19 protein-coding genes are annotated in these 23,924 nt (G+C 73.2%); 8 read left to right on the top strand and 11 right to left on the bottom strand.

What is annotated here, in order from left to right:
• Nucleotides 1-108: 108 nt before the first annotated feature.
• The gene (locus OO63_RS13380; RefSeq protein ID WP_030357448.1) at nucleotides 109-1,158 is read left to right on the top strand and encodes a glycoside hydrolase family 5 protein; all 1,050 of its coding nucleotides are present in this window, start codon (nucleotides 109-111) and stop codon (nucleotides 1,156-1,158) included.
• A gap of 241 nt (nucleotides 1,159-1,399) precedes the next feature.
• Nucleotides 1,400-2,695: a phenylacetate--CoA ligase PaaK gene (paaK, locus tag OO63_RS13375; protein WP_030357449.1), complete on the top strand. Its 1,296-nt coding sequence runs from the start codon at nucleotides 1,400-1,402 to the stop codon at nucleotides 2,693-2,695.
• Here paaK and OO63_RS13370 read toward each other — a convergent pair.
• The 4 genes from OO63_RS13370 to OO63_RS13355 form a co-directional block, all read right to left on the bottom strand.
• On the bottom strand, nucleotides 2,664-3,176 hold the full coding sequence (locus OO63_RS13370) for a PH domain-containing protein (protein ID WP_125262989.1): 513 nt from the start codon (nucleotides 3,174-3,176) through the stop codon (nucleotides 2,664-2,666). The two genes, paaK and OO63_RS13370, sit on opposite strands and share 32 nt — an antisense overlap.
• Before the next feature lie 65 nt (nucleotides 3,177-3,241).
• On the bottom strand, nucleotides 3,242-3,988 hold the full coding sequence (locus OO63_RS13365; RefSeq protein ID WP_030357451.1) for an SDR family NAD(P)-dependent oxidoreductase: 747 nt from the start codon (nucleotides 3,986-3,988) through the stop codon (nucleotides 3,242-3,244).
• Nucleotides 3,989-4,056: 68 nt separating this feature from the next.
• Nucleotides 4,057-5,187: an alpha/beta hydrolase family protein gene (locus tag OO63_RS13360; RefSeq protein ID WP_078619111.1), complete on the bottom strand. Its 1,131-nt coding sequence runs from the start codon at nucleotides 5,185-5,187 to the stop codon at nucleotides 4,057-4,059.
• Complete coding sequence (locus OO63_RS13355; RefSeq protein WP_030357453.1) at nucleotides 5,184-6,107, bottom strand: zinc-binding dehydrogenase; 924 nt, start codon at nucleotides 6,105-6,107, stop codon at nucleotides 5,184-5,186. Before OO63_RS13355 ends, OO63_RS13360 begins: the two co-directional genes overlap by 4 nt.
• A gap of 89 nt (nucleotides 6,108-6,196) precedes the next feature.
• Here OO63_RS13355 and OO63_RS13350 point away from each other — a divergent pair, with 89 nt between their 5' ends.
• A complete protein-coding gene (locus OO63_RS13350; RefSeq protein ID WP_030357454.1) occupies nucleotides 6,197-7,141 on the top strand; it encodes a LysR family transcriptional regulator in 945 nt (314 codons plus the stop codon).
• A 74-nt stretch (nucleotides 7,142-7,215) separates the two neighbouring features.
• On the opposite strand, the gene OO63_RS13345 is transcribed toward OO63_RS13350, so the two are convergent.
• Nucleotides 7,216-8,760 (bottom strand): acyl-CoA synthetase, encoded by a 1,545-nt coding sequence (locus OO63_RS13345; protein WP_051810827.1) that lies wholly within the window; start codon nucleotides 8,758-8,760, stop codon nucleotides 7,216-7,218.
• Nucleotides 8,761-8,921: 161 nt separating this feature from the next.
• Between OO63_RS13345 and OO63_RS13340 the strand changes: the two genes are divergently transcribed.
• Nucleotides 8,922-11,342 (top strand): acylase, encoded by a 2,421-nt coding sequence (locus OO63_RS13340; protein WP_030357456.1) that lies wholly within the window; start codon nucleotides 8,922-8,924, stop codon nucleotides 11,340-11,342.
• 28 nt (nucleotides 11,343-11,370) lie between these two features.
• Here the strand turns inward: OO63_RS13340 and OO63_RS13335 are convergent, their stop codons facing one another.
• Together OO63_RS13335 and OO63_RS13330 are read right to left on the bottom strand one after the other, a co-directional pair.
• Nucleotides 11,371-12,921 (bottom strand): acyl-CoA synthetase, encoded by a 1,551-nt coding sequence (locus tag OO63_RS13335; protein WP_030357457.1) that lies wholly within the window; start codon nucleotides 12,919-12,921, stop codon nucleotides 11,371-11,373.
• 126 nt (nucleotides 12,922-13,047) lie between these two features.
• Nucleotides 13,048-14,166 carry an NAD(P)H-dependent flavin oxidoreductase gene (locus OO63_RS13330; RefSeq protein WP_030357458.1) on the bottom strand — a complete coding sequence of 373 codons (1,119 nt, stop codon included), beginning with the start codon at nucleotides 14,164-14,166 and terminating at the stop codon, nucleotides 13,048-13,050.
• A gap of 323 nt (nucleotides 14,167-14,489) precedes the next feature.
• Here OO63_RS13330 and OO63_RS13325 point away from each other — a divergent pair, with 323 nt between their 5' ends.
• Complete coding sequence (locus OO63_RS13325) at nucleotides 14,490-15,752, top strand: FAD-dependent oxidoreductase (RefSeq protein WP_033264102.1); 1,263 nt, start codon at nucleotides 14,490-14,492, stop codon at nucleotides 15,750-15,752.
• Between the two features lie 44 nt (nucleotides 15,753-15,796).
• Nucleotides 15,797-16,732, top strand: coding sequence for an ADP-ribosylglycohydrolase family protein (locus OO63_RS13320; RefSeq protein WP_030357460.1), 936 nt, complete (start codon nucleotides 15,797-15,799; stop codon nucleotides 16,730-16,732).
• Here OO63_RS13320 and OO63_RS13315 read toward each other — a convergent pair.
• Nucleotides 16,729-18,060: an enolase C-terminal domain-like protein gene (locus OO63_RS13315; RefSeq protein WP_030357461.1), complete on the bottom strand. Its 1,332-nt coding sequence runs from the start codon at nucleotides 18,058-18,060 to the stop codon at nucleotides 16,729-16,731. The genes OO63_RS13320 and OO63_RS13315 overlap by 4 nt on opposite strands.
• Before the next feature lie 399 nt (nucleotides 18,061-18,459).
• Between OO63_RS13315 and OO63_RS13310 the strand changes: the two genes are divergently transcribed.
• Entirely contained in the window at nucleotides 18,460-19,248 is a 789-nt protein-coding gene (locus OO63_RS13310) for an IclR family transcriptional regulator (RefSeq protein WP_030357462.1), read from the top strand.
• A gap of 87 nt (nucleotides 19,249-19,335) precedes the next feature.
• Here OO63_RS13310 and OO63_RS13305 read toward each other — a convergent pair whose 3' ends face one another.
• The 3 genes from OO63_RS13305 to OO63_RS13295 form a co-directional block, all read right to left on the bottom strand.
• A complete protein-coding gene (locus tag OO63_RS13305; RefSeq protein ID WP_106983301.1) occupies nucleotides 19,336-20,616 on the bottom strand; it encodes an amidohydrolase in 1,281 nt (426 codons plus the stop codon).
• A gap of 130 nt (nucleotides 20,617-20,746) precedes the next feature.
• A complete protein-coding gene (locus OO63_RS13300; RefSeq protein ID WP_030357464.1) occupies nucleotides 20,747-21,382 on the bottom strand; it encodes a TetR/AcrR family transcriptional regulator in 636 nt (211 codons plus the stop codon).
• A 177-nt stretch (nucleotides 21,383-21,559) separates the two neighbouring features.
• Entirely contained in the window at nucleotides 21,560-23,128 is a 1,569-nt protein-coding gene (locus OO63_RS13295; protein ID WP_030357465.1) for a phytoene desaturase family protein, read from the bottom strand.
• A 116-nt stretch (nucleotides 23,129-23,244) separates the two neighbouring features.
• Here OO63_RS13295 and OO63_RS13290 point away from each other — a divergent pair, with 116 nt between their 5' ends.
• Nucleotides 23,245-23,913 carry a hypothetical protein gene (locus OO63_RS13290; protein WP_030357466.1) on the top strand — a complete coding sequence of 223 codons (669 nt, stop codon included), beginning with the start codon at nucleotides 23,245-23,247 and terminating at the stop codon, nucleotides 23,911-23,913.
• Nucleotides 23,914-23,924 lie beyond the last annotated feature (11 nt).

The following is a 23,924-nucleotide window of genomic DNA, read 5'->3' as shown; positions in this document are numbered from 1 at the left end:
ATGCAGCCCGCTGAAGGATCCCTTGTCATGCACCTTGTGAGGCGTACCCGCTCTTTGCTATTCCTTGGTTAGGAAAGGTTCCTAACCTTCAATGGCTTGGAGTCCCCCATGAGACCAGCCCGTCTGGCCGCCACTCTCGCCGCAGCACTCGTCGCCGCCCTCGCCTCCGCCGCCCCACCGGCCGCCGCGACCGCGTCGGACCCCTCCGCACCGCGCGCCGCCGCGCCGACCCCGGTCGCCGCGAACGGCCAGCTCACCGTGTGCGGCACCAAGCTCTGCAACAAGAACGGCAAGGCCATCCAGCTGCGCGGCATGAGCAGCCACGGCACCCAGTGGTACGCGCACTGTCTGACCAACGGCTCGCTCGACGCCCTGTCCGGCGACTGGGGTGCCGACGTCCTGCGTGTCTCCACGTACGTACAGGAAGGCGGGTACGAGACCGACCCCAAGAAGTACACCGATCTCGCGCACTCCCTCATCGAGCAGGCCTCCGCGCGCGGCATGTACGTGATCGTCGACTGGCACATGCTCAGCCCCGGCGACCCGCACGCCAACCTGTCCCGGGCCAAGACGTTCTTCACCGAGATCGCCAAGCGGCACCAGGGCAAGAGCAACGTCCTGTACGAGATCGCCAACGAGCCCAGCGGGGTGAGCTGGTCGCGCATCAAGTCCTACGCCGAGCAGATCATCCCCGTGATCAGGAACATCGACTCCAACGCCCCGGTGCTCGTCGGCACCCGCGCCTGGTCGTCGTTCGGAGTCTCGGAGGGCGCGAACGAATCCGAGGTGGTCAACAACCCGGTGAAGGCCGCCAACATCATGTACACCTTCCACTTCTACGCCGCCTCGCACCGCGACGAGTACCTGGACACCCTCTCCCGCGCCTCCGCCAAGCTCCCCGTCTTCGTCACGGAGTTCGGCACCCAGAACTACGCGGGCGAGGACGCCAACGACTTCGGCATGTCGCAGAAGTACCTGGACCTGATGGCCTCCAGGAAGATCAGCTGGGTCAACTGGAACTTCTCCGACGACAACCGCTCCGGCGCCGTCTTCAAGACCGGCACCTGCGACAAGGGCGGCCCCTGGACCGGCACCGCACCGCTGAAGCCGGCCGGGGTGTGGATACGCGAGCGGATGCGTACCGCCGACGACTTCTGAAGCCCGCGGGGACCGGCGCGGCACGTCCGCCGACCGGCGCCGGTCCCCGGCCACACCCGCACGATCCGCCGCCCCGGGAACCGGAACACCACCCCTGTCCCGGGAACCACCCGTCCGCCGCGACACCGCCCATGCCACCTCGGACGAAACCCTTGCCAGAAGCCATGAAACCTTGAATAACTGACCCCGACACAAGATCGGCCAAGGGCCGGTCGCCCGGCGTGGGACGGGGGTACTCCAGATGGCGCGCACACCGGCACTGCTGGACGCGGGGGAGCGGCTCGGCCGCGCGGAGCTGGAGGCACTGCAACTGGACCGGCTCCAGGACACGCTCCTTCACGCCTACGAGAACGTGCCCTTCTACCGGGCGGCCTTCGACGCGGCGGGGCTCGGCCCCGACGACTGCCACTCGCTCGCCGACCTCGCCCGGTTCCCGTTCACCACGAAGGCGGACCTGCGCGCGAACTACCCCTTCGGGATGCTCGCGGTCGAGCAGTCCGAGCTGCGCCGCCTGCACGCGTCGAGCGGCACCACCGGGCGCCCCACCGTCGTCGGCTACACCGAGCAGGACCTGAGCATGTGGGCGGACGTCGTGGCCCGCTCCATCCGGGCCGCGGGCGGGCGGCCGGGGCAGAAGGTGCACGTGGCGTACGGGTACGGCCTCTTCACGGGCGGGCTCGGCGCGCACTACGGCGCGGAGCGGCTCGGCTGCACGGTGATCCCCGCGTCCGGCGGCATGACCGCGCGCCAGGTGCAGCTCATCCTGGACTTCCGGCCCGAGATCATCATGGTGACGCCGTCGTACATGCTCACGCTCCTGGAGGAGTTCGAGCGCCAGGGCGTCGACCCGCGCAGCACCTCCCTTCAGGTCGGCATCTTCGGCGCGGAGCCTTGGACGGAGGAGATGCGCCGCGAGATCGAGGAGCGGTTCGCGATCGACGCCGTCGACATATACGGGCTCTCGGAGGTGATCGGTCCCGGCGTCGCCCAGGAGTGCGTGGAGACCAAGGACGGCCTGCACATCTGGGAGGACCACTTCTATCCGGAGGTCGTCGACCCGATCACCGGCGAGGTCCTTCCGGACGGCGAGCACGGCGAGCTGGTCTTCACCTCGCTCACCAAGGAGGCGCTGCCCGTCATCCGGTACCGCACCCGGGACCTGACACGGCTGCTCCCCGGCACGGCCCGGGTGTTCCGGCGCATGGAGAAGGTCACCGGGCGCAGCGACGACATGGTGATCCTGCGCGGTGTGAACCTCTTCCCGACGCAGATCGAGGAGATCGTCCTGCGCACCCCCGGGCTCGCCCCGCACTTCCAGCTGCGGCTGACGAAGGAGGGCCGCATGGACGCCCTCACGGTGTGCGTGGAGGCCCGCGCGGACACCCCGCCCGGGCGGCGTGTCACGGCGGCGCGGGAGATCTCGTCGGCGGTCAAGGACGGCATCGGCGTCTCGGTGTCCGTCGAGGTCGTGGACCCCGAGACGATCGAGCGCTCGGTGGGGAAGTTCAAGCGGATCGTGGATCTGCGGGGGAAGTGAGGGGGGCTCCCGCCGGGGGCGAGTGTCGGGCGCGGTACCGGTCGATCGTGTGCAGGGCGGCCCGGAACGCCTCGTCCTGCTGGTGCTCGGACAGGGCTCCGGGCAGGACGACGGGGCGGCCCTGGACCAGGTGCGCGCGGATCACGTACCAGCAGCGGCCGCCGCGGCCCGTACGTCGTTCCGCCTCGATGCGGGTGACCGTGTGCCACGGGATCAGGCGTCGGCTCACCGCCGTCCTGAGCCGCATCCCCTCGGGGGTGAGCGTGGTCGTCCCCGACGCACGGTTCAGCGCGTAGAAGGCGGTCGGCAGCCAGATCCCGGCGAGCACGGTCGTGGCCGTGCGGCCGCTGCTCGTCGAGTGCGCGTAGGCGCCGGGAAGCACGAACAGAGCGATGAGCCCCAGGGTGACGGTGACCACCGCGAGGCCGAGGTGCAGGGAGCGGCGGCGGGGCCGAGGGAGCGCTGTTCGAACTGTTTCCACCGGTTCATGGTAATTCGGTGGTACGGGTCCCTCGCGTCTCGGCGTTCCGGGCCACGGTAGCGCCGTCAGGCGGGTACGGCCCCGACGAGACCTCCGTCGACGATCAGGTCCTGGCCGTTGACGTAGGACGCGTCGGACGAGGCGAGGAACGCCACGGCCGCCGCGACCTCCTCGGGGCGGCCGAAGCGCCCGGCGACGATCCGACCGGTCACCGCCGCCGCTTCCGTCGCACTCAGCGAGGCCGCCGGGTACATGGGGGTGTCGATGTACCCGGGGCTGACGGAGTTGACGCGGATGCCGCGCGGGGCGAGCCCCGCGGCGAGGGTCCTGGCCAGGTTGTGCGCGGCGGCCTTGGTCGCCGAGTACAGGGTGAGGACGCTGTTGCCCCGGTGCAGGGTCCAGGACGCGTTGACGACGACCGAGCCGCCGTCCACGAGCAGCGGCAGCGCCTTCTGGACCGTGAAGAACACGCCCTTGAGATTGACGTCGACGGCGTGGTCGAAGTCCGCCTCGGTGATGTCCTCGAAGGGCAGGAAGGTGCCGGTGCCCGCGTTCGCGAAGAGGGTGTCGAGGCGGCCGTGCCGGTCCCGGACCGTGTCCATCAGCGCCTCCACCGCGCCGAGCTCGGCGACGTCGGCCACGGCGCCCGAGGCGTTCGGGCCGAGTTCCGCGACGGCCGCGTCCACGCGGGCGCGGGTGCGGCCGGTGACGACGACGTGGGCGCCTTCGGCGACGAGGCGGCGCGCGGTCGCGAGCCCCATGCCGCTGGTGCCCCCGGTGATGAGGGCGGTCTTTCCGGTGAAGCGGTTCATGCCGGGGCTCCTGTGCGTTATGGGGAGGTGGTTCATGCCGGGGCTCCCGTGCGTGCCGGGGAGGTCGTTCATGCCGGTGTCCCTGTCAGTGCTTGCGTGATCCAGTCCGCGACGTGGGGCAGCCAGTCGGGGCGCGCGTTGCCCAGGAGGTGGTCGCCGTGCGGGACGGACAGGTGGACGCCGTGCGGCGCGAGGCCGGCCAGCGGTTGCCCGTTCGTCACGCCGGGGATGACGTCCTGGCCGCCGTCCACGGTCAGGAGCGGGGCCGTGATGCGCGGCGCCAGGTCGGAGAGGTCCACCTGCCGGGCGAACGCGCGGGCGGCCTCGGCCGATCCGGCGCGCCGGGTCAGGATGTCCCGTACGGGGCCCGGAAGTTCGTCCCAGTCGAGGCGGAAGGGGCCGCTGACGGTCGCGGCGGCGGCCACGCGCGGCTCCCGTGCGGCGGTCTCGGCCGCGTAGTAGCCGCCCAGGCTGAGGCCGACGACGGCGACGCGCGGGGCGCCGAGGGCGTCGATGGCCCGGCCGACGACCCGGTGGTAGTCGGCGCGCACGGTCGTCGTGGCGGCGAGCGCGCCCTGCCCGGGTCCGTCCATCGCGAACACCGCGAGGCCGCGGGCCAGGAGCGCGGAGACGAGGTCGAGGAACTCCTCCTTGGCCGAGTCCAGGCCGGGGACGACGATCACGGTCCCCGCCGGGTCCGCGGGGCCGCGCAGCCAGCCGGTGAACTCCGCGCCGCGCACGCGCCGGGCATCGGGCTCGAGGAGGGCGAGCGCCCGGCCGAGCGCGTCGTCCGCCGCGGCCGCGGCCCGCTCGGCCCCGGCGAACGGAGCCAGCGTGGCGACGTGGAACCACCGCGCCGCCGTCAGCAGCCGCTCCCCCGCCGACAGCGGGGAGCCCTCGTCCGCCGCGCGCCGGAGGTGCTCGCGTCCGGCACGGTCGAAGGCCGGGCCCCAGTCGGCCACGGACTCCAGGGCGCCGGTGACGCGCTGGTACTCGTGCGGGTCGAGGCCCGCTCCGGTGGCGCGGCTCCACTGGGCGGCGGCGAAGTCGGCGGCAGCCTTCGCGGCGGCGAAGTCGGCGGGGGCCCTCGTGGCGGCGAAGTCGGCGGCAGCCCCGGTGGAAGCGAGATCACCGGCGGCGGCCTTGGCACCTGCGAAGTCGGCGTCGGGCGCGGCGGCGGAGCATGCGGCGGCGCTCATCGGGCGGCTCCCGTCGTGAGGACGGCCTTGCCTCGTACGCGGCGCTCCCGCAGGTCGACCAGGACGTCGGCGGTCTGGTCCCAGTCGGCGACCCGGCCGATCTCGGGGTGCAGCCGCCCCTGCTCCACGAGGCGCACCAGGGCGGCGAGGTCGGGGCCGTAGGGGGCGCCCGCGTAGTGGAAGTGCTGGATCGTGACGCCCGCCGGTCCGCCGAGGAGGTCGAAGAAGTCGAGGCTGACCGGGGTGCGGCTCGCCTGGCCGAACCAGATGAGCAGGCCTCCCGGGCGCACCTTGGACAGGGCGGTCGGCAGCTCCGGGCCGCCCGTGGACTCCAGGACGACGTCGAACGGCCCCTGGGCCGCCGCCACCTCGTGCACCACCTCGGCCGCGCCAAGGTCGGCGAGCCGCCGTCCGCGCTCCGGGGTGGCCGTCACCACGGTGAGGTCCGCCCCGGCCGCGGCGGCCAGCTCGGTGACGTAGTGGCCGACACCGCCCGAGGCGCCGGTCAGGAGCACCCGGCGGCCGGCCAGGGAGCCCGCCGCGCGCAGCAGGCGCAGCGCGGTGATGCCCGCCAGGGGCAGGGCCGCCGCCCGGGTGCTGTCGATCGCGTCCGGGAGCACGGCGAGGGAGTGGGTGGGGACGGCGGCGTACTCGGCCCAGCCGCCCTGTGGTGGATGCCCGGCCACGCGGGTGCCGACGCCGGGGCCCGAGCCGTCCGCGGCGGCCTGGACGACGAGCCCCGCGATGTCCTTGCCGGGCAGCGGTCCGGGGCCGGGGCGTTCCAGGAGGAATGTCTCGCCCCGGTTGGGCGCGAACGCCTCGACCTTGATCAGTGCCTCATGGGCCTGCGGTGCGGGCTGGGGGACGTCGGTGAACTCCACCGGACGCGCCGCCTCCCCCGTGGGAATCAGTCTTCGCATGCCGACGATGCAATCCCGCCGGCCGCCCGGTGATCCAACAACGGACCGGAAAGTCCGACAACCATCGGTTGTCACCTATGGTGATGGGCGTGGATCTGGACATGGCGCAGGTGCGTGCGTTCGTGCACGCCGCCCAGGAGCTGCACTTCGGACGGGCCGCGGCGAAGCTGGCGATCACGCAACAGGCCCTGTCCAAACGGATCGGACGGCTGGAGTCGCTGCTCGGCGCGCAGCTCTTCGCGCGCCTCGGCCACGGCGTGGCGCTCACCGAGGCGGGGCACGGCTTCCTCGAACCGGCGCGGCGGGCCCTCGGCGCCGCCGACGACGCGGTGGCCGCGATGGCGCGGCAGGACAGCCCGCTGCGCGTCGACGTCTGGGGCCATCTCTACGCGCCGATGCGGACGCTGGCCCACGTCGCCGGACGGACCGAGGAGCTGGAGCTCGGCCACGGGCGCGATCTGCCGACGGTGCTCGGCGCACTCCTGCACGGCGACATCGACGCGGCCTTCGGCCGGGTCCACCCGCCGCTGCCCGCCGAGCTGACACACCGCCTGGTCCGCCTCGAACCCGTCGACGCCGTCCTGAGCGCGGACCATCCGCTCGCCGCCGAGCCGGCACTGCGCCCCGGTCAGCTGCGCGACAGCGTGCTGTGGGCCCCCGGCGCCCTGGACCGGCTGGACTTCCTGCGCCGGTTCGCCGACCGCTTCGACGTCCGGGAGCGGGCCGTCGGCGTCAATCTGGGCCTCGCCCACTTCCTCGCCGAGGTGGCGGCTCACCCGCGCCGCTTCTCCCTGCTGCCCGCCGACGTGCCCCTGCCGGACGTCCCCGGCCTGCGCTCCGTCCCGCTGGTCGACCCCACGCCGCTGTACGCGTGGTCCCTGCTGTGGCGCACCGGGAACACCCACCCCGGCCTCGACGGACTCGCCGCCGCGTGTGCCGGGGAGGCGGGGCGGAGCCGGTGGCTGGAGTACGACCCCGCCAGGGACTGGCTGCCCGAACAGCCCGCCCACGGTCCCGACGCGGGCACGGCGTGACACGGGAGCCCCGTCAGCGGGCTCCGCCGCCCGACGGCCCTCACCACTCCTCGCCGCCGCCCGACGGCCCCCGGTCACTCCGAGCCGAGGCTGTCCCGCAGCTCCCTCTTGAGGATCTTCCCGCTGGCGTTGCGCGGCAGCGCGTCCACGAACACCACGCGCTTGGGCGCCTTGAAGTGCGCGAGGCGTTCGCGGGCGTGGGCGATCAGTTCGGCCTCACTGACCTCGCCGCCGCGTACGACGACGGCGGTGACGGCCTCGATCCAGCGCTCGTCGGGCAGGCCGACGACGGCGGTCTCGGCGACGGCCGGGTGGGTGTAGAGCGCGTCCTCGACCTGGCGCGAGGCGACCAGGACCCCGCCGGAGTTGATGACGTCCTTCACCCGGTCGACGACCGTGAAGTAGCCCTCCGGGTCCCGCACCGCGAGGTCGCCGGAGTGGAACCAGCCGTCCCGGAACGCCTCCGCGGTCTCCTCCGGCTTGTCCCAGTAGCCCTCGCACAACTGCGGCGAGCGGTAGACCACTTCGCCCCGGGTGCCGTCGGGCACCTCCTTGCCCGCCTCGTCGACGACCCGTGCCTCGACGAACAGGACGGGCCGCCCGCAGGAGTCCATGCGGCCCTCGTGCTCGTCCGGGCCGAGCACGGTGGCGAGCGGGCCGATCTCGCTCTGCCCGAAGCAGTTGTAGAAGGCGAGGCCGGGCAGGCGTGCGCGCAGCCGTTCCAGGACCGGCACCGGCATGATCGACGCGCCGTAGTAGGCCTTGCGCAGGGCGCTCAGGTCGCGCGTCGCGAACTCGGCGTGCTGCGAGAGGCCGATCCACACGGTGGGCGGCGCGAACAGGCTGTCGGCGCGGCCCGCCGCCACCAGGTCGAAGATCCGCACGGCGTCGGGCGCGTCGAGGATCGTGTTCTCGGCGCCGACCGCCAGGTAGGGCAGCAGGAACACGTGCATCTGGGCCGAGTGGTACAGCGGCAGGGAGTGCACCGGCCGGTCGGACTCCTTGAGGTCCAGGGCGTGCACGGCGCTCATGTACTCGTGGACGAGGGCCCGGTGGGTGAGCATGGCGCCCTTGGGGGCGGCCGTGGTGCCCGAGGTGTACAGGAGCTGCACGAGGTCCTCGGCGTCCGGTGCGGGGCCGTCGTAGGGCGCGGTGGTCGCGAGGCGGGCGAGGAGCGCGTCGTCGGCGTCCCTGAGCGGCAGGACGGCCACGCCGTCGGGGAGGCGCCCCGCGAGGTCGGGGTCCGCGAGGACGAGGGTGCTGCCGGACTGCCGGACGATGTACGCGAGGTCGTCGCCGGTGAGGTTCTGGTTGACCGGGACGTGGACGAGGCCCGCTCGGGCGCAGGCCAGGAAGCCGATGAGGTACGCGTCCGAGTTGTGGGCGTAGGCGCCGACGCGGTCGCCCCGGTCGAGGCCGGTGGCGCGCAGGACGGCGGCCGCGCGGGAGACGGCGTCGTCGAGTTCGGCGTACGTCCAGGCGCGGTCGCCGTAGCGCAGTGCGGTGCGGGCCGGTGTCCGGCGCGCGCTGCGCCTGAGGACGCCGTCGACCGTGCTGCCGCGCGCCGCCGCGGTGGCCGTGCCGTCGCCCGCTGTCGCCCTGCCGCTCTCACCCGTCATGGGCGTGATCCTGCGGGCGGTCCGGTCCGGTGGTCAAGGGTCCCGCGCCGCGCGTCGACTTCACGTCAGGCACCGTCGCCCCACGTCAGGCGCTCGGGACAAGATACATACCGCTTGGTACGCTCCAACGTCCACCGCTCTGAGACCAGTTGGGAGGCTTGATGCGCATCCGCACGAGACCCGCCGTGGCGCTGGGCGCCGCGCTCCTCACCGCCTCGGCCCTGCTCTCGCCCATGGCGTCCGCGCGCGACGACGACCGCTCCCCCGACGCCGGCCCGTCCGGCGGCGGCCTGTCCGCCACGATCCGCTACACCGAGTACGGCATCCCGCACATCCGCGCCGACGACTACGCCGACCTCGGCTTCGGCACCGGCTGGGCCCAGGCCGCGGACCAGGTGTGCACGCTCGCCGAGGGGTACGCCACCGTGCGCGGTGAGCGGTCCCGTTACTTCGGCGCCGACGGCGACCCCGGCGGCGAGCTGTCGTCGGCCACCACGAATCTCGCGAGCGACCAGTACTTCCGCGGCGTACGCCAAGAGGGCACCGTGGAGCGGCTGTTCAAGCAGTCCGCGCCGCTCGGCATGAGCCGGGAGAGCAAGGAGCTGGCGCGCGGGTTCGCCGCGGGCTACAACGCCTGGCTCAAGCAGAACCGGATCACGGACCCGGCGTGTGCGAAGGCCGACTGGGTGCGCCCGGCGACCACCCTCGACCAAGTGCGGCTCACCTACGCGGCGGCGGTGCTCGGCGGCGAGGGCCGCGGCGTCGACGGCATCATCGGGGCCACGCCGCCGGCCGCGGACACCACCCGCCGGGCCCCGGACCCCCGCCGGGCCGCCGCCGCGGCGCGTGACCTCGTCTCCCCCGACGGCAACGCCGACATGGGCTCCAACGCCGTCGCCTTCCACGGCAGCACCACGGCCAACGGCCGCGGCCTGCTCCTCGGCAACCCGCACTACCCCTGGCACGGCGCCCGGCGCTTCTGGCAGTCGCAGCAGACCATCCCCGGCGAGCTGAACGTGTCGGGCGGCTCCCTCATCGGCACCCCCGTGATCAACATCGGCTTCAACGGCCAGGTGGCGTGGAGCCACACCGTCGCGACGGGCGTCCCCTTCAACGTGCACGAGCTGACCCTGGACCCCGCCGACCCGACCGCGTACCTCGTGGACGGCAAGCGCGAGCGGATGACGCGGCGGACCGTGACCGTGCCGGTGAAGGACGGCCCCCCGGTGACCCGCACCCAGTACTGGACCCGCTTCGGCCCGGTCGTGACCTCCCTCGGCGGCCAGCTTCCGCTGCCGTGGACGAAGACGACGGCGTACGCCCTCAACGACCCCAACTCCCGCAACCTGCGCGTCGGCGAGGCCGACCTCCGCTTCGGGCAGGCCCGTTCGACCCATGGCATCCAGCGCGCGCTGCGCTCCACCCAGGGCCTGCCGTGGGTCAACACCGTCGCCGCCGACCGGCACGGCAACTCCCTGTACACGCAGTCGCAGGTCCTGCCCCGGCTCACCGACGACCTCGTCGGGCGCTGCTCCACCGCCCTCGGCAAGGCCACCTACCCGGCGGCGGGCGTCGCCGTCCTCGACGGGTCCCGCTCGCAGTGCGCCCTCGGCAAGGACAAGGACGCGATCCAGCCGGGCACCTTCGGCCCGTCGCGGATGCCGACCCTGGTGAACGCCCCGTACGCCGAGAACTCCAACGACAGCGCCTGGCTGAGCAACGCCGACCGGCCGCTGACCGGGTACGAGCGGGTCTTCGGCACCATCGGCACCCAGCGCTCGATGCGCACCCGCGGCGCCGTCGAGGACGTCGCGGCGATGGCCGGGCGCGGCGGCCTGACGGTCAGGGACCTCCAGCGCCAGCAGTTCTCGAACCGCGCGCCGACCGGCGACCTGGCCGCCGCCGACGTGGCGCGCGCCTGCGCCGCGCTGCCGCCCGGGGCCGCGCGGACCACCGACGGCAAGGCCGTCGACGTGGCCGAGGCCTGCCGGGTGATCAAGTCCTGGGACCGCACCATGGACACGTCGAGCAGAGGCGCGCTGCTCTTCGACCGGTTCTGGCGCGCCCTGACAGCGAAGGTGCCGGGCGCCCAGCTGTGGAAGGTGCCCTTCTCCGCCGCCGATCCGGTGCGCACCCCGAACACCCTCGACACCGGCGTGCCCGGCTTCGCGACAGCGCTCGCCGACACGGTGGCGGAGCTGACGGCGGCGAGGATCCCGCTCGACTCCCGGCTCGGGGACCACCAGTTCGTCGTACGGAACGGAAAGCGGCTGCCGATCCACGGCGGCACCGAGTCCCTCGGCGTCTGGAACAAGATCGAGCCGCGGTGGAACGCACCGGGTGGCGGCTACACGGAGGTGGCGCACGGATCCAGCCACATCCAGGCCGTCGGCTGGGACGACTCATCCTGCCCCAAGGCCCGTACGCTGCTGTCGTACTCGCAGTCGTCGAACCCCAACTCGCCGCACTACAGGGACCAGACGCGGCTCTACTCCGAGGAGCGCTGGGTGACGTCACGCTTCTGCGAGAAGGACATCCGCAGCGCGCCCGGCCTGAAAGTGGTGAAGGTCCGCGGGCGCTGACGCCCGCAGGGGCGGGTGCGCGGCGGTCTCAGACCGCCCGCTCCCGCCCTTCCCAGTACGGCTCCCGCAGCCGGCGCTTGTACAGCTTGCCGTTGGGGTCCCGGGGCATGGACGCGATGAAGTCGACGCTCTTCGGCCGCTTGTAGGCCGCGAGTTGACGCTCGCAGTGGCGCAGGATGTCGGCGGCGAGCGCCTCGTCCGCCGGGTGCCCCTCGGCGGGCTCGACGACGGCCTTGACCTCCTCGCCCCAGTCGTCGTGCGGGATGCCGAACGCGGCGGCGTCGGCGACGGCGGGGTGGGTGAGCAGCGCGGACTCGATCTCCGCCGGATAGATGTTGACGCCGCCCGAGATGATCATGTCGATCTTGCGGTCGCGCAGGAAGAGATAGCCGTCCTCGTCCAGGTAGCCGAGGTCGCCGACGGTGAAGAAGTCGCCGATGCGGTTCTTGCGCGTCTTCAACTCGTCCTTGTGGTACGAGAAGCCGCCGGTGCTCATCTTCATGTAGACGGTTCCCAGCTCGCCGGGCGGCAGCCTGTTCCCGTCGTCGTCGAAGACCGCCAACTCGCTGATGGGCCAGGCCTTTCCGACGGTCCCGGGCTTCTTCAGCCAGTCCGCCGCGGTGGCGAAGGCACCGCCTCCCTCGCTGGCCGCGTAGTACTCCTCCACGCACGCCCCCCACCACTCGATCATCGCCCGCTTCACATGGTCGGGGCAGGGCGCCGCCCCGTGGATGGCGTGCCGCATCGACGACACGTCGTACGCCGCGCGGACCCCCTCGGGCAGGGCGAGCAGGCGGTGGAACTGGGTGGGGACCATGTGGGTGTGCGTGCACGCGTGCTCGTCGATGAGGCGCAGCATCTCCTCGGGCGCCCACTTGTCCATGAGGACGAGGGGATGGCCGATGTGCAGGGCCGCGCCCGCGAACTGGAGCACGGCCGTGTGGTACAGCGGCGAGCACACCAGGTGGACGTTGTCGTCGAAGGGCTTGATGCCGAAGATGCCGAGGAAGCCGCCCAGATAGGACTCCTCGGGCGGCTTGCCCGGGAGCGGGCGGCGGATACCGCGGGGCCGTCCGGTGGTGCCGGACGTGTAGTTCATGACCCAGCCGAGGGTGCGGTCGTCCGGCACCGACTCCGGCTGCCCTTCGACGAGTTGGGCGTACGGGCGGAATCCCGGGATGTCGCCGACGGCGTAGCGGTGCGTGCCCGGGAGCTTCGCCTCGTCGGCCGCCGAGGTCGCGGCGTCGGCGAACCGCTCGTGCGCGATCAGGACCTTCGCGCCCGAGTCGGCGACGATCCAGGCGATCTCCGGGCCCACCAGATGGTGGTTGACGGGGACGAGATAGAACCCGGCCTGGCTCGCGGCGAGGTACGCGGTCAGGAACTCGACGCCGTTGGGCAGCACGAGGGCGAACGCGTCGCCGCGCTCCAGGCCCGCCGCGCGCAGGCCGTGCACGAGCCGGTTGACGTCGGCGTGCAGCCGGCCCGCCGTCCACTCCTCGCCGCCGGGGCCGACGAGGACGGTACGGCCGGGGTCGGCGCCGGCCTGGGCCCAGAATCCGTTGGGCGGGGTGCTCATCGGTCCCTCCTCGGGGATGTGGGGCGGGTGGGTGTGGCTTGGCGGCAGGTGTGGGGTGCCGGGGGGGCGCCCGATCGGCGCGGCAACCGCTCGGGATCCCGCTCGGGATCCCGCGCCGCGGCCCTCTCAGGCCCGACCCGCGATGCGGTTCAACCGGTCGATGGCCCGCTCGAAGCCGCGGGTCAGGTCGTCGAACACGGCCTGGACGCTGCGCTCGCTGTTCATCCGGCCGACGATCTGCCCGACGGGCGTGCCGAGCAGCGGCTCCACCTCGTACTTCTGGATGCGCGACACGGCCTCGGCGACGAGCAGTCCCTGCAGCGGCATCGGCAGCGCGCCCGGTCCCGCCGGGTCGTCCCACGCGTCGGTCCACTCGGTGCGCAACTGGCGTGCGGGCTTGCCCGTGAGGGCCCGGGAGCGGACGGTGTCCCCGGACCCGGCGGCGAGCAGCTTGCGGGTGAGCGCGGCGGAGTGCAGGTCGGCCTCCGTCGTCGTGAGCCACACCGAGCCGAGCCAGACGCCCTGCGCGCCGAGGGCGAGGGCCGCAGCGACCTGTTCGCCGCTGCCGATGCCGCCCGCCGCGAGGACCGGCAGCGGCGCGACGGCGTCGACGGCTTCGGGCGTGAGCACCATGGAGGCGATCTCGCCGGTGTGGCCGCCCGCCTCGTAGCCCTGCGCCACGACGATGTCGATGCCGGCGTCCGCGTGCTTGCGGGCGTGCCGGGCGCTGCCCGCGAGGGCGGCGACGAGCACGCCCTGGTCGTGGGCGCGGGTGACGACGTCGGCGGGCGGTGAGCCGAGGGCGTTGGCGAGCAGCTTGATGGGGTAGTCGAAGGCGACGTCGAGCTGGCCGCGCGCCACCTGCTCCATCCAGCCGGTGATGCGCCAGCCGGACGCCTCGCCCTCGGCGAGCGCGGGCACGCCGTGCTTGGCGAGGGTCTCCTCGACGAACTGCCGGTGCCCCGCGGGGATCATCGCCTCCACGTCGGCCTCGGTCAGCGACTGCCCTCCGGGGACCTCGGCCCGCTTCGCGGGCATGACGACGTCGAGCCCGTAGGGCAGGCCGTCCGCGTGCTCCTGCATCCAGTCGAGGTCGCGCGCGAGGTCGTCGGGCGCCGTGTAGCGGACCGCGCCGAGCACCCCGAACCCGCCCGCCCGACTGATGGCGGCCGCAACGGCGGGGAACGGCGTGAAGCCGAAGACGGCGTACTCGACTCCGAGTTGCTTGCTCAGCTCCGTCTGCATGGGCGCAGGATGCCGTAGCGGCGCGGCCGAGGGAAGAGATTTTCTGATGCCGCGTCAGGTTCTTTGCGGCATGTCGTTCCGACGCAACAGCCTCAGCTGGGCGACCACCGTGGACACCCCCGCCACGAAAGCGTCAGCTGTCTCCCGCGTGGGACCGCGCCCCACACCCCGCACCCCCGCGCCCGCGCACCGCCCGCCTTCCCCATTCCCCGCGGCGCCGCGTCACATATCGAGCAGCCCGGACACCATCGTCTAACCGATCGGTCAGAATGCTGACCGATCGGTTAGAGTCCTCGCACGCGAACGAGAGAGGGGCGTGAACCATGGAGCGCACGACCTGTTGTGTGGTGGGCGGCGGGCCCGCCGGGATGATGCTCGGCCTGCTGCTCGCCCGGGCCGGTGTCGACGTCACCGTCCTGGAGAAGCACGGCGACTTCCTGCGCGACTTCCGGGGCGACACGGTGCACCCGTCGACGCTGCGGCTCCTGGACGAGCTGGGTCTCGGCGAACGCTTCGACCGGCTGCCCGCGCAGCGGCTCACGCAGATGCGGATGCATGTCGAGGGCACCACGTTCGTGGCGGCGGACCTGCGCCGCGCGCCGGGGCGCCACAAGTACATCGCGATGGTCCCGCAGTGGGACTTCCTCGACCTGCTCGCGTCGGCGGCGGCCGAGGAGCCGTCGTTCGAGCTCCGGATGCGGACGGCGGTGACGGGCCTGCGCACGGACGCGACGGGGCGGGTCACGGGCGTGACGTACACCGACGAACAGGGCGCGCCGGGCGAGTTGGCGGCCGACCTGACCGTGGCCTGCGACGGCCGGGACTCCGTGGTCCGGGCCGCGGCGGGGCTCGTGCCCCGGTCGTTCGAGGTACCGATGGACGTGTGGCAGGTCAAGGTCCCGGCGCCGCGGGACGGGCGCAAGCGCGGCCAGGTGTTCCTGAGCGTCCGCGACGGCCAGGTAGCCGCCACGATGGACCGCGGCGACTACTACCAGACCTCCTACCTCATCAAGAAGGGCACGGACGCCCAGCTGCGCTCCCACGACATCGCCTGGTTCCGCGACCGCCTGGGCGCCCTCCTCGGCTGGGAGGACGAAGCGCTCCTCGCGATCCGGTCCTGGGACGACGTCAAGCTCCTCGACGTCACCATGGGCCGCCTCCCCCGCTGGTACCGCGACGGCCTCCTGTGCATCGGCGACGCCGCCCACACGATGTCCCCGGTGGGCGGCGTGGGCGTCAACCTGGCCGTCCAGGACGCCGTGGCCGCGGCCCGCCACCTGGCCGCCTCCCTCCGCCGGGGCCGCCCGACCACCACCGCCCTGCACCGGATCCAGCGCCGCCGCGAGTTCCCCACCACCTTCACCCAACGCTCCCAACTCACCGAACACGAAACCCTCCTCCGCCCCGCCCTCGACGGCACCCTCCACCCCGGCCACCTCCCGACCCCGCTCCGCCTGCTGCGACGGGTACCGGCCCTGCGGATGGTGGCGGGGTACGTGGGCGGGGTGGGGGTGCGGCCGGAGCGTGCGCCGGGGTTCGCGCGGCGGAGTCCGGGCGGTACGCCTCCGGAAAGAAGCCACGCATAGCCTGCGCGGATGAATAACCTGCGCGGATGAAGCAGATGAAGCGGATGACCCGGATACAGCGGGCCGCCGGGGCGGTCGTCGGCTCGGCGGTCGGCGACGCCCTGGGCGGCCCCTTCGAGTTCGGCCCTCAGGGAGCGTTCTCCGCGCGGTTTCCCACGACCGGCGCCGGTGACGAGATGGCCGGAGGGGGCGGCTGGGACCCGGGCGAGGCCACGGACGACACGCAGATGGCGGTCCTGGTCGCGGAGTCCCTGCTTGAGCGGGGCTCGCTCGATCTGCCGGACGTCTTCGCCCGCTTCCAACGGTGGGCGGCGGCGGAGCCCAAGGACATCGGCCTGCAGACCGAGGACGTCCTGACCAGCGGCATGCCCTGGGACCTCGCCGCCGCGACACATTTCCAGGTCAACCTGCGGGCCGCGGGGAACGGTTCGCTCATGCGGGCGTCGACCGCAGCGGTCCACTTCGCGCCTTCGGGCCGGGCCGCCACCATGGACGCGGGCCGCCGCATCGCCGCCCTCACCCACGGCGACCGTGCGGCCTGGGAGGGCACCGCGATCTTCCACGAACTCGTCCGCGTCACCCTGGCGGGCCACGACCCCCTCACCGCACTCCCGGACACCCTGGCCCACATCCATCCCGACCACCGCGTGCGCTACGCCACCATCCTCGCTCCCGACTGGCACCCCGACCGGGCGACCGAGTTCAACGGCGCCGTCTGGCCCTGCCTGGGCTCCGCGGTCTGGGCCCTGCGCACCACCACCGGCTTCGAGGCCGCCCTGCGCGCCGCGATCGACCTCGGCGGCGACACCGACACCGTCGCCGCGGTGACCGGAGGCCTCGCGGGGGCCCGCTACGGGCTGGACGCGATCCCCGACCGCTGGACGCGCCCGCTCCACGTCCCCCTGCCGGGGTTCGGCGGACGGGTGCTGCGGCTGCCGGAACTGCTCGACCTCGCGCACCGACTCGCGGGCAGGCCCTAACGCACCAGGCAAGGCCTCTTCGCGTCGAACGTCCAGCCCGGGACGAGGTAGCGCATCGCGGTGCTGTCGTCGCGGGCGCCCAGGGCCTGTTCCCGGTAGAGGGTGTGGGCCGCGTGGAGGCGGTCCGGGTCGAGGGTGATGCCGAGGCCCGGGGCGTCGGGGACGGGGATCTCACCGTTGGTGATGGTGGGTGGGGTGACGGTGAGGCGTTCCAGGCCCTCCTGCCAGATCCAGTGGGTGTCCAGGGCGTTGTAGGGGCCGGGGGCGGCGGCGCCGCAGTGCGTGACCATCGCCAGGGAGATGTCGAAGTGGTTGTTGGAGTGGCAGCCCCAGGTCAGGCCGAGCGCGTTGCAGAGCTGGGCCACGCGGACCGAGCCCTGCATGGTCCAGAAGTGCGGGTCGGCCAGGGGGATGGAGACCGACTGGAGGGCCAGGGCGTGGGTCAGCTGGCGCCAGTCGGTGGCGATCATGTTGGTCGCGGTGGGGAGGCCGGTGGCGCGGCGGAACTCGGCCAGGACCTCCCGGCCGGAGTAGCCGTCCTCGGCTCCGCAGGGGTCCTCGGCGTAGGCGAGGGTGCCGACCAGGGGCGCGCACAGGTCGACGGCCTCGCGCAGGGACCAGGCGCCGTTCGGGTCGAGGGTGATCCGCGCCTCGGGGAAGCGGTCCTTGAGGGCGCGTATCGCCTCGACCTCCTCAGTACCCGGCAGGACGCCGCCCTTGAGCTTGAAGTCCCGGAAGCCGTACCGGGCGTGGGTCGCCTCGGCCTGGCGGACGATGGCCTGCGGGGTCAGCGCCTCCTCGTGCCGGACGCGGTACCAGTCGACGTCCGCGTCCGGCTCCCGGACGTAGTCCAGGTCGGTGCGGTCCGGGTCGCCGACGTAGAAGAGATAGCCGAGTACGCGTACGGAATCGCGCTGTCGGCCGTCGCCCAGCAGGGCCGCGACCGGGACTCCGAGGTGCTGACCGAGCAGGTCGAGCAGGGCTGACTCGACCGCCGTGACGGCGTGCACGGTCGTCCGCAGGTCGAAGGTCTGGGCGCCGCGTCCGCCCGCGTCGCGGTCCGCGAAGCGACTGCCGATCGTGCGCAACACCCGCTTGTAGTCGCCCAGTTCGGCGCCCATGACCAGGGACTCGGCGTCCCGCAGCGTCTGCGTGATCTCCTCGCCGCCCGGCACCTCCCCCAGGCCCGTCCGGCCTTCGGAGTCCTTGAGGACCACGACGTTGCGGGTGAAGTAGGGGCCGTGGGCGCCGGAGAGGTTCAGCTCCATGCAGTCGCGGCCCGCTACCGGGTAGACGGCGAAGTGCGTGACGGTCGGCTGACTGCTCATGCCGGTCGGGGTCCTTTCGGGAGGGAGGGGGTACGGGTGCCGGAAGCCCGGGTCGTTGACGTGGGAGCAGGCGATCGAGCCGCACGAGACGGCGAGCACCATGGTTTCGGGGTGGACGCCGCCGCCCGCGAGCAGCGACAGGACCACGCCGGAGGCGGCGACGCTGATCCCGACCACGAGGAGAGGCATGTCCGTTCCCCTTCGAACGGTTGGGCAGGCAGGCCGGGGCGCGCTCGACCGCCGGGCGAACCACGTCCTGAATCTCATCCCTGTATGCAGATGGCGTACACGTATGGGAACGCAGGCTATGGGGGTGAACTGGCGGGGTCAATGGGTGCGGCGCGTTCCATGACGCGCGGCTCCACACCGGGGCCGTCGGCGCCGAATTACGATGAGGCCATGGCGAAGACGGGCGGGACCCGCGGGGTGAAGTCGGCGGCCCGCACCGTGGAGTTGCTCGAACTGCTCGCTGCCCGCGGCGACCGGCCCGCCCGCCTGGACGAACTGGCCGCGGAACTCCGCGTACCGCGCAGCAGCATGTACCAACTGCTGCAGACCCTCGTCGACTGCGGCTGGGTGCGCACCGACACGACCGGCTCCCTCTACGGCATCGGGATCCGCGCCCTGCTCACGGGCACCGGCTACTTGGACAGCGACCCGCGTGTCCGCCGGGTCCGCCCCGCGCTCGACCAGGCATCGGACGCGCTCGGCGAGACCATCCACCTGGCCCGGCTCGACGGCCCGGACGTCGTCTACCTCGCGACGCGCGAGTCCCACGCGTACACGCGCAGCCTCAGCCGCGTCGGCCGCCGCGTCCCGGCGCACGCGGGCGCGCTCGGCAAGGCCCTGCTCGCCGAGCGGCCCGACGACGAACTTCCGCTCCCCGAGGGCCCGTTGGCCGCGTACACCAAGAACACGCACACCGACAGGGCCGCGCTCGTCGCCGACCTCGCCGGGGTGCGCGAGCGCGGCTACTCCATCGACCGCGAGGAGACGGTGACGGGCATCGCGGGCTTCGGCTTCGCCCTGCGCTACGACGTCCCGGCCACCGACGCCATCAGCTGTTCGGTGCCGGTGGCACGGCTCAGCGAGGAGCACGAGGCCCGGATCGTGGCGGTCATGCGGGAGACGCGGGCCAGGATCGAGAGTGTCGTGGCGCCCGCGCCGGGCGCTCCCGACTGGCGCTGAGGCTCAGACGGTTCGCAGCCGTACGCTCGCCCTGTCCGCTCGAACCGGCCGTCCTCCCCGGCCGTGGCTCCGCCGCGCCGCCGGCGCTCACTCCGGCGGCCGCCCCAGCCACTCCAGCGCCGCCGTCGTCAGCGCCGTCACACCGGTGGTGACGGCCGGTTCGGGAACGGGCGCGAAGCGCGGCGAGTGGTTCGACGGGATGTCGCTGTCCACCGTGCCCGCCGCCTGCGCCGCGGCGTACGTCTCGGGATCGCAGCCGCCGAACAGCCAGTAGCAGACCGGGGCCTTGGCCGCCGTGCCGAAGATCCCCACGTCCTCGCTGCCGGTCACAGGACCGGGGTCGATCACCTGCCCGTCGCCGACGACCGCGCCGATCGCGGCCATGGTCCTGGCCACCGCCGCCTCGTCGTTGACGAGCACCGGGAACGCGTCGAGCTGCGTGAACTCCGGCTCACGCGTGGCACCCGCCACCCACGCCTCGCCGCGCACGATCCGCTCGACGGCGGCGCGCATCCGGGCCCGGACGTCCTCCTTGTAGGAGCGGATGCTCAGCCGCAGCTCGGCCTCGTCCGGGATGACGTTGTCCACCGTGCCCGCCCGCAGCGCCCCCACGGTGAGCACCGCCGTCTCCCCCGCAGGCACCTCGCGCGAGACGACGGTCTGCAACCGCATCACCGTCGCGGCGGCCATCACCACGGGATCGACGGACGTCTCAGGACGTGAGCCGTGCGCGCCCTTGCCGTACATGACGACCTTCAGCGAGTCGGTGGCCGCGAACGCCTCCCCGGCGTGACAGGCCACCATGCCGGCGGGCAGCGGCGCGACATGCTGGCCGAGCACCACGTCCGGAGTCCCGAAGCGCTCGAAGACGCCGTCGTCGACCATCGCCTGCGCGCCCTCGCCGATCTCCTCGGCGGGCTGGAAGGCGGCGACGATCCGCCCGCGCCAGCTCCCGCGCGCCGCCGCGAGCAGCTTCAGGGCGCCCAGCAGACAGGTGACGTGCAGGTCGTGGCCGCAGGCGTGCATCACGCCCTCGGTGCGGGAGGCGTAGGGCAGGCCGGTGCGCTCGGCCAGGGGCAGGGCGTCGAAGTCGGCGCGCAGCAGGACGGTGGGGCCCTCGCCGTTGTCGAGGACGGCGACGACGCCGGTGCGGCCCACGCCGGGTGTCACGTCGCAGCCGTACGCCGTGGCGTGCCGGGCGATCTCGGCGGCGGTGCGGTGCTCCTCGAAGGACAGCTCCGGGTGGGCGTGCAGGTCCCGGTACAGGGCGACGAGTTCGGGCAGGGCGGCGTCCAGGCCGAGCAGGGCGGGAGGTATGGACCCGGTGTTCGGGTCCTGGGGTTCGGACGGGGGGTTGCTGACGCCCATGCGACGGCTCCTTCGACACGCGGTTGTGCGGCGTCGTCCCGCGAGCCCCGGTGGCCTGCGGCTCACGCCCCCCAAGTGCTGCCCACGGCCCACCGGGCACACACCTGTACGCCCCTGTGCCGCCCCGGGTTCAGCGGTCGCCGCCCGCGGCCCCGATCGCGTTCAGCGTGAACGTCTCCAGCTCGTCGGCCGCCGCGTCCAGGTCGAGGTCGGGGTGGGCCAGCCAGTGGCCGATGACGCCGTCGATGGCGCCGCCGACGGCGAGGGAGACGGTGCGGACGTCGAACGGACGGAAGGCGCCCGCCCGCTGGCCCGCGGCGAGGAGGTCGGCGAGTGCCTGCCAGCGGCCCGCGGTGTCGTGGCCGCCGGGGGTCTTGAGGCGGGTGCCGCCGTGGTCGTCCAGGAGCATCTCCGTGATGACCCGGACGTGGCGGCGGTGCGCCTGCTGGTAGCCGATCATGGCGCGGACGTAGGCCATCACGGCGGCGCGCGGGTCCGCCTCGGCCGCGACACGTTCGCCGACGTACGCGGTGAACTCCTCCAGGACGTGGTCCAGGGTCGCGCGGGTGAGGTTGTCCTTCGAGGAGAAGTGGTACAGGACGGCCGCCTTGGACAGGCCGGCCCGTTCCGCGATGGCGGACAGGGACGTCGCGGGGTAACCCTTGGTGGAGATCAGGTCGATCGTGCACTCGATGAGCTGTCGGCGGCGCGCCTGCTCGGTGAACGTCGGGGAGTCCCCGCTGCGACCGGCGCGTCGGGAAGCCATGGTGAGCACCTCTTGTCTCCGTCACTCACGCGTGGGTCCTCCTCGCGCATCGAACGGTGTCCGACCGTACACCAGCGCGTTCCGCGGGACACCGCCCGGCGTTCCGGCGCACGCAGTACGGCCGCTCACCGTTCCGGCGCACGCGGTACGGCCCCTCACCGCTGCGGCGGCCGCCGCTCACCGCTCCAGGACGGCCATCGCCGCGTTGTGCCCCGGGATGCCGCTGACCCCGCCCCCGCGCAGCGCGCCCGCGCCGCACAGCAGGACGTTCGCGTGCCGGGTCTCCACGCCCCAACGGCCCTCGTGGCCCCGCCCGTCGGGGGCGCTCTCGTCGGCGTACGGGAAGGACAGGTCGCCGTGGAAGATGTTGCCGCCGGGAAGGCGCAGGTCGCGTTCCAGGTCCAGCGGGGTCTTCGCCTCGACGCACGGGCGGCCGTCCGCGTCGGTGGCCAGGCAGTCGGCGATCGGCTCGGCCAGGTGCGCGTCGAGCTGGGCGAGGGCCGACGTCAGGAGTTCGGCGCGCAGGGCGTCGTTGGTGGCGTCGGTGAAGAGGCGGGCGGGGGTGTGCAGGCCGAAGAGGGTGAGGGTGTGGCAGCCGCGGTCGACGAGGTCCTGGCCGAGGATGGTCGGGTCCGTGAGGGAGTGGCAGTAGATCTCGGACGGCGGGGCCGTGGGCGGTCCGCCCGCCGCCGCCTGGGCGTGGGCCCGCGCCAGCTCCCCGTACCCCTCGGCGATGTGGAAGGTCCCGGCGAAGGCCTCGTGCGGGTCGACGTCCGGATCGCGCAGCGCGGGCAGCCGGTCAAGGAGCATGTTCACCTTCAGCTGGGCGCCTTCGGCCGGAGGCGGCGGCGCGTCCCCGGTGAGCGCGGCGAGCTGCTGCGGCGACGCCCCCACCAGGACGTGCCGGGCGCCGACCGTGCCCTCGCCGTCCGCCGTCCGGTACGTCACCTCGGCGTGCCGTCCGTCGGTGTCGACGCGGGTCACCTCGTGGCCGGTGCGCAGCTCGGCGCCGGCCGCGCGGGCGGCGTCGGTGAGGGCGCGGGTCAGGGCGCCCATGCCGCCGACGGGCACGTTCCAGTCGCCGGTGCCGCCGCCGATCACGTGGTAGAGGAAGCAGCGGTTCTGGCGCAGGGACGGGTCGTGGGCGTCGGCGAACGTGCCGATCAGCGCGTCCGTGAGGACCACGCCGCGCACCAGGTCGTCCGCGAAGCGCTCCTCGACGGCCCGGCCGATGGGCTCCTCGAACAGCATGCGCCAGGCGGTGTCGTCGTCGACGCGGCCGCGCAGCTCCTTCTTCGTCGGCAGCGGCTCGGTGAGGGTGGGGAACACCCGGCCGGCGACGTGGGCCGTGCGCGCGTAGAACTCCCGCCAGGCCGTGTACTCGCGGTCGTCGCCGGTGAGCCGGGCGAACGACTCCCGTGTGCGGGCCTCGCCGCCGCCCACGAGCAGCCCCGTGGGGCGCCCCGCGCGGACCGTCGGCGTGTACGACGACACCGTGCGGGTCCGCACCCGGAAGTCCAGGTCGAGGTCCCGCACGATCTTCCGCGGCAGCAGGCTCACCAGGTACGAGTAGCGGGAGAGGTTGGCGTCCATGCCGGGGAACGGGCGCGTCGACACGGTGGCTCCGCCGGTGTCCGGCAGCCGTTCGAGGAGCAGCACGGAGTGGCCCGCCCGGGCCAGGTAGGCGGAGGCAACCAGGGCGTTGTGGCCGCCGCCGACCACCACGGCGTCGTAGCTGGTTCGCATGATTCTTGGTAGCACGGAATCGAGCTGTTGTCCGGAGGCGGAGCGGAAGATCGACGTGGGTCCGCCTGAGTACGCGTACTCATGCCCGTCGTCCCGTGCCGCAGCACGATGCCCGTATGGCAGAGATGAACGTCACCCCACAGAGCCGCCGCAAGGCCGTGCGTGCCACGTCGGCAGGTCTGACAGGGCTGGGGATCGCCGCGGCGCTCGCGGGTTTCATCGGCCTCGCCCGCTGGTTCGAGGGGGTCTGGGTGGGCGATCCGTATCCCGTCGCCGATCCCGCGGCGACGTCCCGGACCTTGGACGAGCGCAGCCAGGCGGTCTACGACGCGCTGGCGCTGCCGGACGCCCGGCTCGACACCGAGCGGTCGGGGGTGCGCGCCTACACCGCCACCTACACCTGCGACCGCAGAGGCCTGCGCACCTGGTCCGACGTGCTCGACCCCGCGCCGCCGAGCGAGCCGGGCGTCGTCAGTGTCAGCTACGACTGGACCCTGCGGGACGTCCCCCGCGCCCGGGCGGTGACCGCCCTCAAGGACGCGCGGAAGGAACTGACCCGCCAGGGCTGGCGGGTGACCGAGCACCGCGACGACCGCTACCGCCTGGAGCTGAGCATGCGGCCCCCGAAGGCCGGCTCGTCGATCGCGGTCACGGCGTACCCGGGCGACCGCCTCGAGGTCTCCGCGTACGGCGAGTGCGCCCGCTACCCCGCGGGCACCGCCATGGACAGCGACGGCGACCCGGAACTCGCCGACATGCGCGCGCCGGTCCAGCTCCGGGGCTGACGGACGCCACG

Source organism: Streptomyces alboflavus (assembly GCF_000716675.1).
Taxonomy (GTDB): domain Bacteria; phylum Actinomycetota; class Actinomycetes; order Streptomycetales; family Streptomycetaceae; genus Streptomyces; species Streptomyces alboflavus.
Note: the sequence above shows the minus strand (reverse complement) of the source record. Positions and strands in the feature narration are given on the sequence as shown.